Consider the following 16,071-nt stretch of genomic DNA (forward strand, 5'->3'; position numbering starts at 1 on the left):
GGCGTACTCATGGGTTCAACAGGGGCTTCAATCGGGCATCGATGGCGTCGCGGGCACGGAAGATGCGCGAACGGACGGTGCCGATCGGACACTGCATGCGTTCGGCGATCTCCTCGTAGCTCAGACCCTCGACCTCGCGGAGGGTCAGGGCCTCGCGCAACTCCGGGGCAAGGCCGTCGACGGCCGCCAGCACCAGGGCCTCCATCTCGTTGCGAAGGGCCTCGTGCTCCGGCGTGGCGACGTCGTGCAGTCGCTCGGCCTCGCGGACGGCCGCCAGCTCCTCGTCGTCGATGTCGTCGGTGGCCGGGCGGCGGCCGAGACTGACGAGGTGGTTCTTCGCGGTGTTCACGGCGATCCTGTAGAGCCAGGTGTAGAACTGCGCGTCGCCGCGGAACTGCGGCAGGGCGCGCCAGGCGCGGACGAAGGCCTCCTGCACCACGTCCTCGGCCTCGGCCTCGTCGCGGATGTAGCGTCGCACCAGGGCCGCGATGCGGTACTGGTACTTGCGGACGAGCAGGTCGAAGGCAGAACGGTCACCGGCTTGGACGCGTTGCACGAGTTGGAGGTCGTTGGGGTCGTCGCCCATCCCGGGCCCGCTCCTGGCTGCTTGGCGCCGGGATCGGCCGCGAATGGAACGCAGGCCTAGACCGGGCTTTCTGGAAAAAGTTCCCGACCGATTTGACCGGGGGAAAGTGCAGCCCGGATGATACCGGCCCATCACCCTACTCTTCCGTACGGACTCCCCATGTTCGAAGGTCTTCGCCTGCAGCATTGGCGCACCCAGGTGCGTGCGGACGGCATCGTCGTGCTCACCCTCGACCGCGCCGACCAGAACGTCAACGCCCTTTCCCGTGCCGTGCTCGATGAACTCGCGGCACTGGTCGAGCGCCTCGCCATCGAGAAGCCGAAGGGCGTGGTCTTCATCTCCGGCAAGAAGGCCGGCTTCATCCCTGGTGCCGACATCAAGGGCTTCGAGGCCATCCACGCCCGCGGCGAGACCTTCGACTGGATCCGCTCGGGCCAGGTGCTGTTCGACCGCATCAGCAAGCTGCCCTTCCCCACGGTGGCGGCCATCCACGGCCACTGCATGGGCGGCGGCACCGAACTGTCACTCGCCTGCCGCTACCGCATCGCCAGCAGCGCCGACAACACCCGCATCGGCCTGCCGGAAGTGAAGCTCGGCATCTACCCGGGTTGGGGCGGCAGCGTGCGCGCCCCGAAACTGCTGGGCGCCCCGGCCGCCTTCGACCTGATGCTGACCGGCCGCGGCCTGCGCGCCTCGCAGGCCCGCGCCATCGGCCTGGTCGACAAGGTCGTCGAAGGGCCGCTGCTGGAAGACGCCGCCATCGAACTGGCGAAGAAGGGCACGCAGCGCCCGTTCAAGCAGCGCCTGACGGCCTGGGCCACCAACACCTGGCTGGCGCGCCAGGTGCTGGCCAACATGATGGTCAAGCAGGTGGCGCGGAAGGCCCGCAAGGAGCACTACCCGGCGCCATTCGCGATGATCGAGGCCTGGCGCCGCAACGGCGTGGCGAACGTCGGCAAGGCGCTGATGGCCGAGGCCAAGGCCGTTTCGAAGCTCGCCACCGGGCCGACGGCGATGAACCTCGTGCGCGTGTTCCTGCTGATGGAGCGCCTCAAGGGCCTTGGCGGCAAGGACCACGGCATCCAGCACGTGCACGTGGTGGGCGCGGGCGTGATGGGCGGCGACATCGCGGCCTGGGCCGCCTTCCGCGGTTTCACCGTGACGTTGCAGGACCGCGAGATGACGTTCATCGAGCCGGCCCTGAAGCGCGCCGACGCGTTCTACGCGAAGAAGATCAAGGACGAGGCCAAGCGCGCCGAGACCCGCGCCCGCCTGCAGGCCGATGTCGAAGGCGCCGGCGTGGCCAAGGCGGACCTCGTCATCGAGGCCATCTACGAGAACGCCGAAGCCAAGCACGCCCTGTTCACGAAGGCCGAGGAAACGCTGAAGCCCGGCGCGATCCTTGCGACCAATACGAGCTCCATCGCGCTGGAGATCCTGCGCGAGGGTCGCACGGACGCGGCACGCTTCGCCGGCCTGCACTTCTTCAACCCGGTGGCGATGATGCCGCTGGTGGAGATCGTCCAGCACGACGGCCTCGACGCCGAGACGACGCGCCGCCTCGCCGCCTTCTGCAAGGCCATCGACAAGCTGCCGGTGCCGGTCGCGGGCACGCCGGGCTTCCTCGTCAACCGCATCCTCGCGCCCTACATGCAGGAAGCGATCCTGTTGTTCAAGGAAGGCGTGCCGGGCGCGGTGATCGACAAGGCCGCGCTGAAGTTCGGCATGCCGATGGGCCCCATCGAGCTGGTCGACACCGTGGGCCTCGACGTCGCCGCGAGCGTCGGCAAGATCATGGCGGCCTTCCACGGCCAGCCCCTGCCCGAGGGCCTCACGGTCGAAGAGGGCAAGCGCGGCAAGAAAGACGGCCAGGGTCTGTACAAATGGGAGAACGGCAAGGCCGTGAAGCCCGAGGTGCCGGCCAGCTACAAGGCCCCGGAGGACCTCGAGGACCGGCTGATCCTGCCGCTGGTCAACGAGGCGGTGAGCTGTTTGCACGACGGCACCGTGGCCGACGCCGACCTGCTGGATGCCGGTGTGATCTTCGGCACCGGCTTCGCGCCCTTCCGCGGCGGCCCCATCGCCCACGCCCGTGCCGCCGGGCCCGCCAAGCTGAAGGCCACGCTCGAGGCGCTGGCCGCCAAGCACGGCAACCGTTTCGAGCCTCGCCCGGGCTGGGACGCGCTCTGATCCCCGGTGAAGGGGATGCGATCCATCCCCTCGAAACGCGTTGACACACCCGGAGGCCGCATCGACCATGCGGCCTTCGCCTTTCGAGGACCCGACCATGCGCCTGACCCTATCCGCCCTCGCCGCCGCCCTGCTCCTCGCCGCCTGCGGCGGCCAGGTCGATGCCCCTGCCGCCGACGGCGCCAAGCCGGACGGCAACGGCAAGCGCCAGGTCAACGTCTACAACTGGTCGGACTACATCACGCCGGAGACGCTGGAGCGCTTCACGCGCGAGACCGGCATCGAAGTGGTCTATGACGTCTACGCCGACAACGAAACCCTCGACGCCAAGCTCGTCGCCGGGCAAAGCGGCTACGACGTGATCTTCCCGTCGGCGCCGTTCGCCCAGCAGCACATCGCCAACAACCTGTATGCGGTGCTCGACAAGGCGGCCCTGCCGAACCTCGGCAACATCGACCCGGCGCTGGCCGCTGGCCTCTCGGCCGCGGACCCGGACGGCACGCACATCGTTCCCTACATGTGGGGCACCACGGCGATCGGCTACAACAAGCAGAAGGTCGCGGAAGTGATGGGACCGGATTTCGTGATCGACAGCTGGGCCGCGATCTTCGATCCGGCGATCAGCGACAGGCTCGCGACCTGCGGCATCGGCATCCTCGACGACCAGCAGGAAGCCTTCTCCGCAGCCTTGTTCTTCCAGGGCCGCGACCCGAACGGCATGGGCAACGGCGAGATCGAGCTCGTGCAGCAGACCTACGCGCCGATCCGCAAGAACATCCGCTACTTCAACTCCAGCCGCTACATCGACGATCTCGCCAACGGCGAGATCTGCGTCGCGCTCGGCTACAACGGCGACGTCCTGCAGGCCCGCGACCGCGCCGAGGAGACCGGGACCGGCGTCGAGATCGCCTACGTGATCCCGAAGGAAGGCGCGATCCGCTGGTTCGACGTGATGGCGATTCCGGCCGACGCGCCCAACAAGGCCGAGGCTCACGCGTTCATCAATTTCCTGCTGACCCCGGACGTGATCGCCCCGATCACCGAGTTCGTCGGCTACGCCTCGGCGAACGCACCGGCCAAGGCACTCGTGAGCGAAGCCCTGCGCAACGATCCGGCGGTGTACCCGCCGGAGGACGTGATCGGCAAGCTGGTCGACACGCGGAAGCTGCCCCTGGAGGAGAACGACGCCCGCCAGCGCGCATGGACGTCGATCAAGAGCGGCGGCTGAGCCGATGAGCGCACCCGCGCGGCGGCAGGCCCAGATCGACCCCTGGCAGGACCCGAACGCGGAGCCCATCCTCCGCATCGAGGGCGTCACCAAGACTTTCGGCAAGACCTACGCCGTGGACGATGTCTCGCTCGACATCTTCCGCGGCGAGTTTTTCGCCCTGCTCGGCGGCTCGGGCTGCGGCAAGTCCACGCTGTTGCGGATCCTCGGCGGATTCGAAGTGCCGGACAAGGGCCGCGTGCTGATCGACGGCACCGACATGACGCGCGTGCCGCCCTACGAGCGGCCGGTGAACATGATGTTCCAGAGCTACGCCCTGTTCCCGCACATGACGGTCGAGCAGAACATCGCCTTCGGCCTGAAGCAGGACAAGCGCCCGGCCAGCGAGATCGGCGACCGCGTGGCGGCCATGCTCGACCTCGTGAAGATGGGGCAACTCGGTCGCCGCAAGCCGGACCAGCTCTCGGGTGGCCAGCGCCAGCGCGTGGCGTTGGCACGTGCCTTGGCGAAGGAACCCAAGCTGCTGCTGCTCGACGAGCCGCTGGGTGCGCTGGACAAGAAGCTGCGCGAACACACCCAGTTCGAACTGGTGAATATCCAGGAGCGCACCGGCACCACCTTCGTCATGGTCACCCACGACCAGGAAGAAGCGATGACGATGTCGACCCGCGTCGCCGTGATGGACGCCGGCCGCATCGTCCAGGTGTCGACGCCATCCAACCTCTACGAATACCCGAGCTCGAAGTTCGTCGCCGAGTTCATCGGCGCGGTCAACATGCTGCGCGGCACCGTCGTCGACCAACAGGGCGAGCGCGTCCTCGTGCACTGCCACGATTTCGCCTTCGACGTCTGGGCGCGTTACGCCGAACCGCTGCCGGTGGGCACCGACGTCCACGTGGCGGTCCGTCCCGAGAAGATCGACGTTGCCGAGACCGAGCCCGACGGGATGGACAACGTGGTGCGCGGCCGCGTGGTCGAGATCGCCTACCTCGGTGACGTGTCGATCTACCACGTGCAGACGGAGGACGGTTTCGTCCTGCGTGTGCAGGAAACGCATGCCGCCCGCAGCGCCGACCCGCACTACAACTGGGGCGACGTGCTGTACCTCGTGTGGCACGCCCGCGACGCGATCGTGCTGACGGCCTGATGCAGCGCCCGACCTCCCACGACGGCGGCGCCTGGTGGGACCTCTGGTTCCAGGTCGTCGTCGGCCTGTTCCGGCAGATCGGCGCGCTCGGCCGCGAACTGCGCGGCAGCCGCGGCCGCTACGTGGTCATCGCCATCCCGATGCTCTGGCTGCTGGCGTTCTTCCTCGCGCCACTGCTGGTGGTGCTGAAGATCAGCGTCGCCGAACGCACCGGTGGCGTACCGCCCTACTCCGACCTCGTGGCGATCGGCGAGCAGGGCCTCGTCCAGATCAACCTGAGCTTCAAAGGCTACGCGACCCTGCTCACCGACCCGCTGTACGTCGAGAGCTACCTGAACTCGCTGCAATTCGCGTCGATCTCGACGCTGGGTTGCCTGCTGCTCGGCTACCCGATCGCCTATGGCATCGCCCGCGCGACGCCCGCGTGGCGCATGTTCCTGCTCGTGCTGGTGGTGCTGCCGTTCTGGACCAGCTCGCTGCTGCGCACCTATGCGCTCACCGGCCTGCTTCGCGACAACGGCATGGTGAACCAGCTGCTGATGGCGATCGGCGCGACCGATGCCCCGATCCGTCTGATCGACACGCCTTTCGCGGTGTACGTCGGCATCACCTACAACTACCTGCCCTTCATGGTGCTGCCCCTCGTGGCCAACCTGATGCGGCTCGACTTCACCCTGCTGCAGGCCGCCGCCGACCTCGGCGCCAGGCCGTGGCGCGCCTTCCTCTCGGTAACGCTGCCGCTCTCCCTGCCGGGGATCATCGCCGGCTCGCTGCTGGTGTTCATCCCGGCGGTGGGCGAGTACGTCATCCCCGCCCTGCTCGGTGGCCCGGAGGCCCTGAGCATCGGCTCGCGGATCTGGGAAGACTTCTTCAACGCCCGCAACTACCCGCTGGCGGCGGCCGTCGCCGTGGCCATGCTGGTGCTGATCGTCGTGCCCATGCTGCTGTTCGAGGCCTCGCAGGAGCGCCGCGCGGAGAAGGAGGCCCAGCGCGCATGAGCGAGCGCCGCCCCTTCATCCTCTACACGCTGATGGCCTTCGGTTACGCCTTCCTGTACCTGCCGATCGCCAGCGTCGTCGCCTTCTCGTTCAACGAGACCCGTTCGGTGAGCCTGTGGAGGGGCTTTTCGCTGCAGTGGTACGGACGGCTGCTCGAGAACCAGGCCGTCATCGATGCGGCCCTGCTGTCCCTGCTGATCGCCGCCATGGCCTCCACGCTGGCCGTGGTGATCGGCACGATGGCCGCGCTGGCCCTGTCGCGCTTTGGCCGGTTCAAGGGCCGCGGCCTGCTCTCGCTGCTGAGCTCCGCGCCGCTGGTGATGCCCGACGTGATGCTGGGCATCAGCGCGCTGTTCCTGTTCATCACCCTGCAACAGCTCGTGGGTTGGCCCGAGGGCCGGGGCATCGACACCATCACCATCGCGCACGTGACGCTCTGCGTCTGCTACGTGACGGTGGTCGTGCGCTCGCGCCTCGCCCAGACCGACCACAGCCTCGAGGAGGCGGCGATGGACCTCGGCGCGCGACCGTGGAAGGTGTTCTTCCTCGTGACCCTGCCGCTGATCTGGCCGGCCCTGCTCGCAGGCTGGCTCCTCGCGTTCACGCTGTCACTGGACGACGTCGTCATCGCCAGCTTCACGTCCGGGCCAGGCTCCAGCACCCTGCCCGTGCTGATCCTCTCGAAGGTGCGTTTCGGCGTCACGCCGGAGATCAACGCGCTGGCCACCCTCATCATCGTTGCCGTCTGCGTCGGCGTGAGTCTCGCGGGTTGGTTGATGCATCGGAACGCGCGGCACGCCCGCTGATCGCGCGCGCCACATCGATGACCGCGCCCTCCCGCGTGCATACGTATTCAGCATACGTACGCCGCCGTTAGAGCCTAGGCTCTAATCCGAGCAAGCCCCCCGGTCCTGCTCATCGACGCGCCTGGATCCCAGGGCCGGGCGTCGTGCAGACGCTCCACCCAGGACGCACCGCAGTGGCAAGGACGGCCGACCCGGCCCGTGCTCGAAGCGCTCCCTCCCCCGTTTGGAGCCACACCGATGACCTCCCGTGCCTTCCGCCCGCTCCGGGCGCTCCGTGCTTCGTTCCGTACCCTCGCCTTCCTCGCCTTCGCGGCCATCGCCGCACCGGCGGCCCAGGCCGACGCCATCCTCCACGCCTTCAACTGGCGCTACGCCGACGTGCAGGCGCGCGCCGACCAGATCCGCGACGCCGGCTACCGCATCGTGCTGGTGTCGCCGGCCTACAAGAGCGAAGGCAGCGCCTGGTGGGCGCGCTACCAGCCGCAGGATTTCCGGTTGATCCACAACCCGCTGGGCGATACCACCGCGTTCCGCAACATGGTCACGGCGCTGCAGCAACGCGGTATCCGCGTCTACGCCGACATCGTCATGAACCACATGGCGAACGAGGCATTCAAGCGCAGCGACCTGAACTACCCCGGCAGCGCCGTGCTGTCGACGTACGCGGGCAACCCCGCCTACTACAACGGCCAACGCCTGTTCGGCGACCTGCGCTACGACGTGCTCTCGGGCAACGATTTCGGACCGGCGCGCTGCATCGTCGACTACAACAACGTCTGGGAAGTGCAGAACTACCGCCTCTGCGGCGGCGGCGGCGACGCCGGCCTGCCGGACCTCGTCGGCAACGGCTGGGTCGTCGCGCAGCAACAGCAATACCTGCAGGCCCTGAAAAACATGGGTGTGAAGGGCTTCCGCATCGACGCCGCCAAGCACATGCCGGCCAGCTTCATGAACGCCGTGCTGACCCCGACGATCAAGTCGGGCATGCACGTGTTCGGCGAGGTGATCACCGGCGGTGGTGCGGGCAACGGCGAGTACGACCGCTTCCTCGCGCCCTACCTGCGCGACACCGACCACGGCGCCTACGACTTCCCGCTGCACAACCAGCTGCGCAATGCATTCGGCTTCGGCGGCCGGATGACGCAGTTGGTCGACCCGCTGGCGGTCGGACAGGCCTTGCAGCCCTCGCGCGCGATCACTTTCACCATCACGCACGACATCCCGAACAACGCCGGCTTCCGCGGGCTGATCATGGACCCGACCGACGAGACGCTGGCCTACGCCTACATTTTCGGCCGGAACGGCGGCGTGCCGATGCTCTACTCGGACAACAACGAGAGCGGCGACAACCGCTGGGCCGACGCCTGGAACCGCAGCGACCTGAAGGCCATGGTGCGCTTCCACAACACCGTGCAGGGCACCGACCAGCAGGTGCTCTCCGCAGGAGACTGCCATCTGGTTTTCCGCCGCGGCGACCGCGGCATCGTCGCCATCAACAAGTGCGGGAATTCGGTGTCGGTGCCCGTCGGCATGAACAACAGCGTGCTCTGGTGGAACACCGACTACCGCGACGCCCTCGACAGCACGAACGTCGTGCGCATCACCAGCGGTACCTATACCTTCAACCTGCCGCCGCGCCGCGCGCGGATGTGGTTGCGCTGACGCCCGAGGTGCTGCGTCGGCCTCAGCCGGCGCGGCGCCCCATGGGCTGGGCCAGCACCGCCGTCGAGCGCTGCCGCTCGTAGACGTACACCGTCGCGGGCGGCACGTTCCACCACGTGAAGCTGACGCGGCGCGCGGTGAGTTTCAATTCCTCGAGGACTTCGCGGGCCACCGGACTGGCCGGACCGTAGGTGAACTGGACGAACCGCCCGTCGGCACGCAGGCAGTCGAAGGCCGCCCCGACGATCTCGCGCTGCAACGGCCGAGGCATCGACAGCAAACCCAACCCCGACACCACCGCGTCGGCGGGACCGGCCGCGAGGAACCCGCTCTCGACGGCGATGTGCCGGACGTCCGCCGCGTTCGCCAGGTGCAACCGGATGCCGGGGAACCGCTGGCGAAGCGTCTGGTGCATCGCCTCATTGAGCTCCAGCACCATCAGGTCCGCCGGCGCGATGCCATGGCGGAGCAACTGTTCGGTGATCGCTCCCGTACCGCCACCCAGCTCGATCAGCCGGCCCGACTTCGGCGGCAGCGCGGCGATCATCTGACGCGCCAGCTGCGGGCTCGATGGCGACACGGCGGCGACGCCCAGCGGGTTCTTCAGCCACTGGCGGAAGAATGCCCAGCGCGTTGGACGGTCGTCGGCGGTCGATTCACGCATTCAGCAGGGCCATCAAAGGAGGTGCGGTGACCAGAATGCCACGGGCTCGGTGCCCCGACGTTACCGTTTCGCTAGATTCAGTCGCGCGACCGGCTGCGATGCAACAACCAAGCGCGATGGATGCGCGGATTGCGCTCGAAGTCCGGGCCGATGGTATCCCGGGTGATCTCCTCGACCTCGGCGAACTTCGCGATCGTCTCGAGGTCCGGCTTGAAGCGACGGAAATTGTTCGAGAACAGCAGCACGCCGCCCGGCGCCAAGCGGCGCATGGCGGCGCCGAGCAGGTCGACGTGGTGCTTCTGCACGTCGAAATCGTCCTTGTCCTTGCTGTTCGAGAAGGTCGGCGGGTCGCAGAAGATCAGGTCGTACTCGCCTTTCTCGGCGCGCAGCCAGCTCATCACGTCGGCCTTGACGTAGCGGTGCTGCGGGCCGACCTGGCCGTTGATGGCCATGTTGCGCGCCGCCCATTCGAGGTAGGTGGAGCTCAGATCGACCGACGTCGTGCTCGCCGCGCCGCCCACGGCGGCGTGCACCGTGGCCGCACCGGTGTAGCAGAACAGGTTGAGGAAGCGCGCGTCCTTGGCTTCCTCGAAGATCCGCGTGCGCAGCGGCCGATGGTCGAGGAACAGTCCGGTGTCGAGGTAGTCGAACAGGTTCACCTCCAGTCGCACCGCGCCCTCGCGGACGATGAAGGCCTCCTGCCGCTCGTCCATCCGCCCGTATTTGCTGCCGCCTTTGCCGCGCGCGCGCGTCTTGGTGGCGATGCGCTCCTTCGGCACGCCGAAGACCTCGCGCAGGGCCGCGAGCAGTTCGCCGAAGCGGCGACGGGCGTCGTGCTCGGCCACGCTGGCCGGCGGGGCGTACTCCTGCACGTGCAGGAAGGTGCGCGCCTCGCCTTCGTCCTCGGTGTACACATCCACCGCCGCGGCGTATTCCGGCAGGTCGGCGTCGTAGGCACGGAAGCAGGTGACGCCCTCGCGCTCACGCCAACGCGCCGAGTGCTTCAACGTCTTCTTCAGGCGGTTGGCGATCATCTGCGCGCCTTCGCTCAAGCCGCGCGCCTCGCCCTCCACGCGCGGCGGCGGCGGCGCGAAGGAGTCGCAGGCGAGCAGCGTGCATTCCAGCGCGCCGTTGCTGATCGCGTAGCGCTTGCGCGCACGCAGGCGCGTGGCATGGGCCAGCGACTCGCTGCCGCAGAGGATCGCGCCCCGCCACTCGGGCACCGCCTGCTGCAGCGCGGCGCCGATGGCCGCATACAGGGCCTCGTCGGCGGCGAGGCGCTCGTCGTAAGGCGGGTTGCAGGCGACCACGCCGGGGCCCTCGCAGGGGCGCTGCAGATCGGCGATGTCGCCGGTCCGGAAGTCGATGGCGTCGAACACGCCCGCCGCTTCGGCGTTGCGTCGCGCCTGCTGGACGATGCGCATATCGAGATCGACGCCGAAGAAGCGCGCCGGCAGGTCGGCGCGATGGTCACGCGCCTTGGCCTCCTCGAGCAGCCGCTGCCACAGCGCATGGTCGAAGCCACGCCAACGGGTCGGCGGCTCCTCGCCGTGGCGCAACAGGCCGGGCGCGGTATCGGCGGCGATGAGCGCCCCCTCCACGAGCAGCGTGCCGCTGCCGCACATCGGGTCGAGCAGGGCCAGCGGCGTGCCGGCGGCGTCCGCGGCGGCCAGCGCCTCGCGCGTCCAGCCGGCGCGTGCGAGCACCGCGCAGGCGAGGTTCTCCTTCAGCGGCGCATCGCCCTGCCCTTGCCGCCAGCCGCGGCGGTGCAGCGGGCCGGCGAGGTCCACGGAGAGGATCGCCTTGCCCTTCCGCACCACGAGATCGAGGCGCAGGTCGGGGTTGTCGACGTCCACCGACGGCCGGGTGCCGGTGTCGAAGCGCAGCCGGTCGACGATCGCATCCTTCACCCGCTGCGCGGCGTAGCGCGAGTGGTTGAAGCCGGGGCCGGACACCGTGGCGTGCACGGCCAGCGTGCCTTCCGCTTCGAGATGCTCGAGCCAGTCGAGCGCGTGCACGGCAGCGTAGAGATCGTCCTCGCTGGCACAGTCGAACTCGAGCAGCGGCCACAGCGCACGGCTACCGAAGCGCGACCACAGGGCGCAGCGCAACAGGCTCTCCGCCCCGCCTTCGGCATTGACGCCGGACTGCGCGGCGGTCGCCTTGTCGGCACCCAGCGCGAGGAGCTCGTCGGCCAGCAGGTATTCGAGGCCGCGACCACAGGGCACGAAGTACTGCATCAGGCGTCCACCCGCTTCAGGAGGTCGGCGAAAGCGCTCGCGCTGTACTCGACATGCGCGGCCAGCCGGTGCGAATCGTGCACCAGCCGCACCTCCGCCTTGCGTGAGGCGCACCAGTCGACGACGGCGGCGGCCGGGATGAGCTCATCGTCCCAGCCGTGCACGACGAGGGTTGGCAGGGCCTCCGGAACGCGCAGCGGGGTCGGCCACCAGCCCGGCATGGCAATCGGCGGGGCCATCAGGAACAGGCCGAGCAGCGCCGGCCCCGCCGGCGCGACACCCTCGCCACGGGCGGCCAGCCGCCACGCGACTTCACCGCTGATAAAGGCGCCCATGCTCGAACCGGCCAGCACCAGCCGGCCGGCGTTCGACTCGGCCCGCGCCTGCAGGCGCGCCACGCGGGCCGCAATGTCCTCGGGGCGACGGCCGGCGTCGAGGTCGCGGTAGTCCGGGCGCTCATGGGTCCAGCCGAGGTGTTCGGCGACCTGCGCCAAGGCCGAGACCTTGGTGGCCTCGGGGCCGCTTTCGAGGCCATGCGACAGGATGACGTGGCCTCGGGCCATGCGGGATTCACTCGTGCAGCGCGGCGACGGGGCGCCAAGGGGCGCGATGCTAGCATCCGGCCCATGGCCGACCCTGACTCCGCGCCGTCTCCCGTGCTCGCACCCGGCACGCGCTACGAGCCCGTGCCCTATGCCGAGCGCTTGGCGCTGCGGGACCCCGCTAGCATCGACCTCGTGGTCATGCACTGCACCGAGACGCCCACGCTCGCCAGCGCGCGTGAATTCGGCGAGCGCGTGCTGTACCCCGACACCGGTACCGGCGCCTGCGGCCACTACTACATCGACCGCGACGGCTCGCGCGTCTGTTATGTCGAACCTGAGCGCATCGCCAACCACGTGCGGGGATGGAACCCGCGTTCCATCGGCGTCGAGATCGTCAACACCGGCCGCTACCCGCATTGGTACGACAGCCGGCACCAGGCCATGGACGAGCCCTACACCGAGGCCCAGGTCACCGCCCTCCTCGCGCTGCTGGTCCACCTGCGCGAGCGCTTTCCGTCGCTCCGCTTCATCGCCGGCCATGAGGATCTGGATACCGCGCGCGTGGAGGCGAGCGACGACCCGACGCTGACGGTGTGGCGCAAACGCGACCCCGGGCCGCGGTTCCCGTGGGAGCGCGTGCTCGCCGCCTGCGGGCTGGCGCGCCTGAAGCCCTGAACGGGGGGCCGCTATACTTCGCGGCCGCGATCCAACGCCCGTGCCCCCATGACCCACCCTGTCGTCGCCGACCTCGTCCAGCTGCTGCAGCTGGAGCGCCTCGAGGACAACCTCTACCGCGGCCAGAGCCGCGATATCGGCACGAAGTTCGTGTTCGGCGGGCAGGTGATGGGCCAGGCCTTGGCCGCCGCGCAGGCCACCGTCGACGCGGCCCGGCACGTGAACTCCCTGCACGCCTACTTCCTGCGTCCGGGCGACATCGAAGCACCGATCGTCTATTCGGTCGACCGCACCCGCGACGGCCGCAGCTTCAGCACGCGGCGCGTCACCGCCATCCAGCACGGCCAGCCCATCTGCGTGTTCGCCAGTTCCTTCCACATCGAGGAACCGGGCGCCGAGCACCAGGTGAACAAGCCCGAGGTCCCGGACCCGGAAGACCTCGAGCCGATGGCCATGCCGGCACCCGAGCTGCTGGCCAAGCTGCCGCCGATGATGCAGCGCTGGCTGTCTCGGCAGGTGCCCTTCGAGGTCCGTCCGGTGTACCCGCGCGACGAACTGAAGCCGGCCAAGCGCCCGCCCTACCAGCAGGTCTGGTTCCGGCTCATCGACCGCGTCGACGACACACCGCTGCTGCACCGGGCGCTGCTCGCCTACGCGTCCGATTTCCACCTGCTCGGCACCGCCACCCTCCCGCACGGCATCAGCTACTACGACCCGGGCGTGCAGATGGCATCGATCGACCACGCCATGTGGTTCCATCGCCCGTTCCGCGCCGACGATTGGCTGCTCTACGCGCTTGACAGCCCCACCGCGCAGGGCGCTCGCGGCCTCGGCCGCGGCAGCATCTACTCGCGCGACGGGCGCCTCGTGGCCAGCACGGCGCAAGAAGGCATGATCCGCATCATCGAGGGCGAAGACTGATGCGCGAGGTCTATCGGTCGCTGCGCGTAGAGCAGGTCGAGGGCGCGGCACGAATGCTGAACGAAGCGGGCATCGAGACCAGCATCCAGAACGGCCGGTCCTACAAGGGCGGACGCCGCCGCGCCTTCAGCTACCGGGAGACACCCGACTCGCCGAAGGCCGCGGTGCTTTACGTCACCCACAACGGCGACCTGCCCGAGGCGCGAAAACTCTTGCGCGAGGCAGGTCTGATGGAGCCCGGACAGCGCGAAAGCTACCTGCCGCCCGAGCTGCAGTTCGCGAGGCGCGAGGCCGACAAGCCACGTATCGATCCGCGGCGCGTGCGCAGCGTGCTCCTGATGATGATCGCCATCATCGTCGCCATCTTCACGTTCTTCGGCCCCTACCTGGCGCGCTGACGGAGAGCCACTCGCCCGGCGCGCCCGGGCACACTCACATCGTCGCGGTCGGCTTGTCGGAGTCGATGATGCCGGCGAGATGCGTTTCGATCTTCCCCTTGACCATGTCCGCCTCGGGCGTTTCGGCGAACTGCACCCCGATGCCGGCGGCACGTCCGCCCTGCGCACCGGTCGGGGTGATCCACACCACCTTCCCGGCGACCGGCAGGCGGTCCTTGTCGTCGAGCAGGGTCAGCAGCAGGAAGACCTCATCGCCGATCTGGTAGCGCTTGGTGGTCGGCACGAACAAGCCCCCCCCCCCGAAGGAAAGACATGTAGGCGGTATGCAACGAGCCCTTGTCCTTGATGGCGAGGGAAAGAATGCCCTGGCGGGCGCCACCGGCTCCGATCATCGACGTGTCTCCGTTGTCGCCATTAGGCCGCGCCACTCGGCGAGCAAGCCCGCGAGGGCGAGCTCATGCTTGAGGGGGGCGGACAGCTGCAGGCGCAGGCGATTCAGTTGGTCAAACCACGCACCCAGCTTGTCGACATCGGCGGGCGGGGTCAATCCGGCCACGCCCGGCGCGCCCGCGACTCCGCGGGCCAAGGCCACCGCGGCATCGGCGACGAATCGCAGCCGCAGGGGTGCGAGGGCCGGTTCGGCCATCCACTGCTGGGCGATGCCCAGCGGGGCGACGATGCCACGGGCCACGCCCGCCCATTCCTTCAGCGTGGTGTCGCGAAGGGCAAGATGGCCTTCTCTCAGCCAGGCATCGGCAAGCCCTGGGTGGCCATGGGCGGCGTCGAGGGCCTCGGTAGCGCGCGACGCCGGGTGGCCTTGCGACACCAGCCACGCCATCGCCGGGTCGCTTCCGGGAAGCGCGAACTCGACGCGCTGGCAGCGACTGCGAATGGTGGCCGGAAGCCGCTGCGGGGCCGCGCTGACCAGCAGCAGGAAGCGGTTGTCGGCGGGCTCCTCAAGGGTCTTGAGCAGGGCGTTGGCGGCCGACGTGTTGAGGGCATCGGCAGGATCGATCAGCACCACCTGCGCACCGCCGCGCTGGGCCGTCATCTGCATCGAGCCGCTGAGGGAACGCACCTGATCGATGACCAGCTCGGTGCGCAGCTTCCCGGTGTTGGCGTTCTCTTCGAACGTGATGATGCGGAAATCCGGATGCGTGCCGGCCTCGCGCAGGGTGCAGCCACGGCAGCGTCCGCAGGGCGGCGCGTCCTTCGGCGCGTCGCAGAGCAGCCGCGCCGCCAAGGCGTCGGCCACCGCGCGCTTGCCGAGCTGCTCGGGGCCGCAAAGCAGCTGGGCATGCCCGAGGCGGCCGGCCCGCCACGCCGCGAGGGCGGTGTCGAGGCGCTGCTGCTGCCAGGGCGCCAAGCTCACGCCGCGCTCCAGCGATCGAGGAAGGCATCCAGCGCTGCGCAGGCGTCGTGCACGACGGCTTCGACCGGCTGCGCGGCATCCACGACGGCGATGCGCTGCGGCTGCGCGGCGGCGCGCGCGCGATAGGCCCCGCGCACGCGTTCGAAGAACTCGTCCTTTTCCCGCTCGATGCGGTCGGCCGGCGCGCCGCGCGAGCGCGCCCGCGCGAGGCCGGCCTGCACGTCGAGGTCGAGCAGCAGGGTGAAGTCGGGTATGCGGCGCACGAACACGCGCTCGAGCTCGGCGATCACGCCCATCGGCAAACCGCGGCCACCGCCCTGGTAGGCAAAGCTGGCATCGGTGAAGCGGTCGGCCAGCACCATGTCGCCACGCGCGAGCGCCGGTTCGACCAGCGTCTCGACGAGCTGGGCGCGCGAGGCGAACATCAGCAGCAGTTCGGCATTCGGCACCAGCGCCTGCGCCGGGTCGAGCAGCAGCGCGCGAATAGCCTCGCCCGCCGGCGTGCCGCCGGGTTCACGTGTGCCGACAACGGCGTGACCGCGCCCTTCGAGTCGCGCGCGGAGCGCTCCAAGCACGGTGGTCTTGCCAGCCCCCTCCCCGCCTTCGAGGCTGATCAGCGCGCCACGGGTGGCCGTCATC

Annotated in this window: 15 protein-coding genes and 1 pseudogene; 9 read left to right on the forward strand and 7 right to left on the reverse strand. The window is 69.1% G+C overall.

Going from position 1 to position 16,071, the window contains the following annotated elements; genetic code table 11:
• Window positions 1–7 precede the first annotated feature (7 nt).
• Window positions 8–586 (reverse strand): RNA polymerase sigma factor RpoE, encoded by a 579-nt coding sequence (gene rpoE, locus ACYVAK_RS00630; RefSeq protein WP_461056984.1) that lies wholly within the window; start codon window positions 584–586, stop codon window positions 8–10.
• Between the two features lie 159 nt (window positions 587–745).
• On the opposite strand from rpoE, the gene ACYVAK_RS00635 reads away from it, so the two are divergent.
• From ACYVAK_RS00635 to ACYVAK_RS00660, 6 genes are all read left to right on the forward strand, one after another.
• Window positions 746–2,776, forward strand: a complete 2,031-nt coding sequence (locus tag ACYVAK_RS00635; RefSeq protein WP_461056986.1) for a 3-hydroxyacyl-CoA dehydrogenase NAD-binding domain-containing protein — start codon at window positions 746–748, stop codon at window positions 2,774–2,776.
• A 97-nt stretch (window positions 2,777–2,873) separates the two neighbouring features.
• Window positions 2,874–4,004 carry a polyamine ABC transporter substrate-binding protein gene (locus ACYVAK_RS00640; protein WP_461056988.1) on the forward strand — a complete coding sequence of 377 codons (1,131 nt, stop codon included), beginning with the start codon at window positions 2,874–2,876 and terminating at the stop codon, window positions 4,002–4,004.
• Window positions 4,005–4,008: 4 nt separating this feature from the next.
• Window positions 4,009–5,151, forward strand: a complete 1,143-nt coding sequence (locus tag ACYVAK_RS00645; RefSeq protein ID WP_461056990.1) for an ABC transporter ATP-binding protein — start codon at window positions 4,009–4,011, stop codon at window positions 5,149–5,151.
• 140 nt (window positions 5,152–5,291) lie between these two features.
• On the forward strand, window positions 5,292–6,149 hold the full coding sequence (locus tag ACYVAK_RS00650) for an ABC transporter permease subunit (RefSeq protein ID WP_461058590.1): 858 nt from the start codon (window positions 5,292–5,294) through the stop codon (window positions 6,147–6,149).
• Complete coding sequence (locus tag ACYVAK_RS00655) at window positions 6,146–6,955, forward strand: ABC transporter permease subunit (protein WP_461056992.1); 810 nt, start codon at window positions 6,146–6,148, stop codon at window positions 6,953–6,955. The genes ACYVAK_RS00650 and ACYVAK_RS00655 overlap by 4 nt, the downstream gene beginning before the upstream one ends.
• A 237-nt stretch (window positions 6,956–7,192) precedes the next feature.
• Window positions 7,193–8,617, forward strand: a complete 1,425-nt coding sequence (locus tag ACYVAK_RS00660) for an alpha-amylase family protein (RefSeq protein WP_461056994.1) — start codon at window positions 7,193–7,195, stop codon at window positions 8,615–8,617.
• A gap of 22 nt (window positions 8,618–8,639) precedes the next feature.
• Here ACYVAK_RS00660 and ACYVAK_RS00665 read toward each other — a convergent pair whose 3' ends face one another.
• From ACYVAK_RS00665 to ACYVAK_RS00675, 3 genes are all read right to left on the reverse strand, one after another.
• Entirely contained in the window at window positions 8,640–9,281 is a 642-nt protein-coding gene (locus ACYVAK_RS00665; protein WP_461056996.1) for a class I SAM-dependent methyltransferase, read from the reverse strand.
• A gap of 77 nt (window positions 9,282–9,358) precedes the next feature.
• On the reverse strand, window positions 9,359–11,521 hold the full coding sequence (gene rlmKL / locus ACYVAK_RS00670) for a bifunctional 23S rRNA (guanine(2069)-N(7))-methyltransferase RlmK/23S rRNA (guanine(2445)-N(2))-methyltransferase RlmL (protein WP_461056998.1): 2,163 nt from the start codon (window positions 11,519–11,521) through the stop codon (window positions 9,359–9,361).
• A complete protein-coding gene (locus ACYVAK_RS00675; protein ID WP_461057000.1) occupies window positions 11,521–12,084 on the reverse strand; it encodes an alpha/beta hydrolase in 564 nt (187 codons plus the stop codon). The genes rlmKL and ACYVAK_RS00675 overlap by 1 nt, the downstream gene beginning before the upstream one ends.
• 63 nt (window positions 12,085–12,147) lie before the next feature.
• Between ACYVAK_RS00675 and ACYVAK_RS00680 the strand changes: the two genes are divergently transcribed.
• From ACYVAK_RS00680 to ACYVAK_RS00690, 3 genes are read left to right on the forward strand one after another with little or no spacing between them, the layout of a single operon-like run.
• Window positions 12,148–12,741 (forward strand): N-acetylmuramoyl-L-alanine amidase, encoded by a 594-nt coding sequence (locus tag ACYVAK_RS00680; RefSeq protein ID WP_461057002.1) that lies wholly within the window; start codon window positions 12,148–12,150, stop codon window positions 12,739–12,741.
• A 48-nt stretch (window positions 12,742–12,789) separates the two neighbouring features.
• Window positions 12,790–13,662 carry an acyl-CoA thioesterase II gene (gene tesB / locus ACYVAK_RS00685; protein ID WP_461057004.1) on the forward strand — a complete coding sequence of 291 codons (873 nt, stop codon included), beginning with the start codon at window positions 12,790–12,792 and terminating at the stop codon, window positions 13,660–13,662.
• A complete protein-coding gene (locus ACYVAK_RS00690; RefSeq protein WP_461057006.1) occupies window positions 13,662–14,060 on the forward strand; it encodes a hypothetical protein in 399 nt (132 codons plus the stop codon). Before tesB ends, ACYVAK_RS00690 begins: the two co-directional genes overlap by 1 nt.
• Before the next feature lie 34 nt (window positions 14,061–14,094).
• On the opposite strand, the pseudogene ACYVAK_RS00695 reads toward ACYVAK_RS00690, so the two are convergent.
• The 3 genes and pseudogenes from ACYVAK_RS00695 to tmk form a co-directional block, all read right to left on the reverse strand.
• A pseudogene (locus ACYVAK_RS00695) lies at window positions 14,095–14,449 on the reverse strand (PilZ domain-containing protein).
• Window positions 14,449–15,432 (reverse strand): DNA polymerase III subunit delta', encoded by a 984-nt coding sequence (gene holB / locus ACYVAK_RS00700; protein ID WP_461057008.1) that lies wholly within the window; start codon window positions 15,430–15,432, stop codon window positions 14,449–14,451. Before holB ends, ACYVAK_RS00695 begins: the two are co-directional and overlap by 1 nt.
• On the reverse strand, window positions 15,429–16,070 hold the full coding sequence (gene tmk, locus ACYVAK_RS00705) for a dTMP kinase (RefSeq protein ID WP_461057010.1): 642 nt from the start codon (window positions 16,068–16,070) through the stop codon (window positions 15,429–15,431). The genes holB and tmk overlap by 4 nt, the downstream gene beginning before the upstream one ends.
• Window position 16,071: the final 1 nt, after the last annotated feature.

The sequence above is a fragment of the Silanimonas algicola genome (assembly GCF_054777375.1).